The following is a 207-nucleotide window of genomic DNA, read 5'->3' on the forward strand; positions in this document are numbered from 1 at the left end:
CCGGTCTCGTAGCCGAGGTGGTCGCTGATCTCGGTCTCCAGGGCTCGTTCCAGCACGGCCTGGGTCATCCGCGAGAGTAGCTCCTCGACCCCGTGGCGGCCCTCTCCGAGGTCCTCCGCAGCGTTGACGCGGGCGTCGATCTGGTCGGCGCTCAGCACCCCAGCAAGCGGGTTCTGGGCATCAGCAATATCGGTCATGTATTCGGTC

General features: G+C 66.2%; 1 pseudogene. It reads right to left on the reverse strand.

The features are described from left to right. Window positions 1-197 (reverse strand): annotated as a pseudogene (locus tag Q0937_RS17965) (hypothetical protein); the annotation flags it as partial. Window positions 198-207: the final 10 nt, after the last annotated feature.

Origin of the sequence: uncultured Brachybacterium sp., assembly GCF_947500705.1 — a bacterium.
In the GTDB taxonomy this organism is placed as follows: domain Bacteria; phylum Actinomycetota; class Actinomycetes; order Actinomycetales; family Dermabacteraceae; genus Brachybacterium.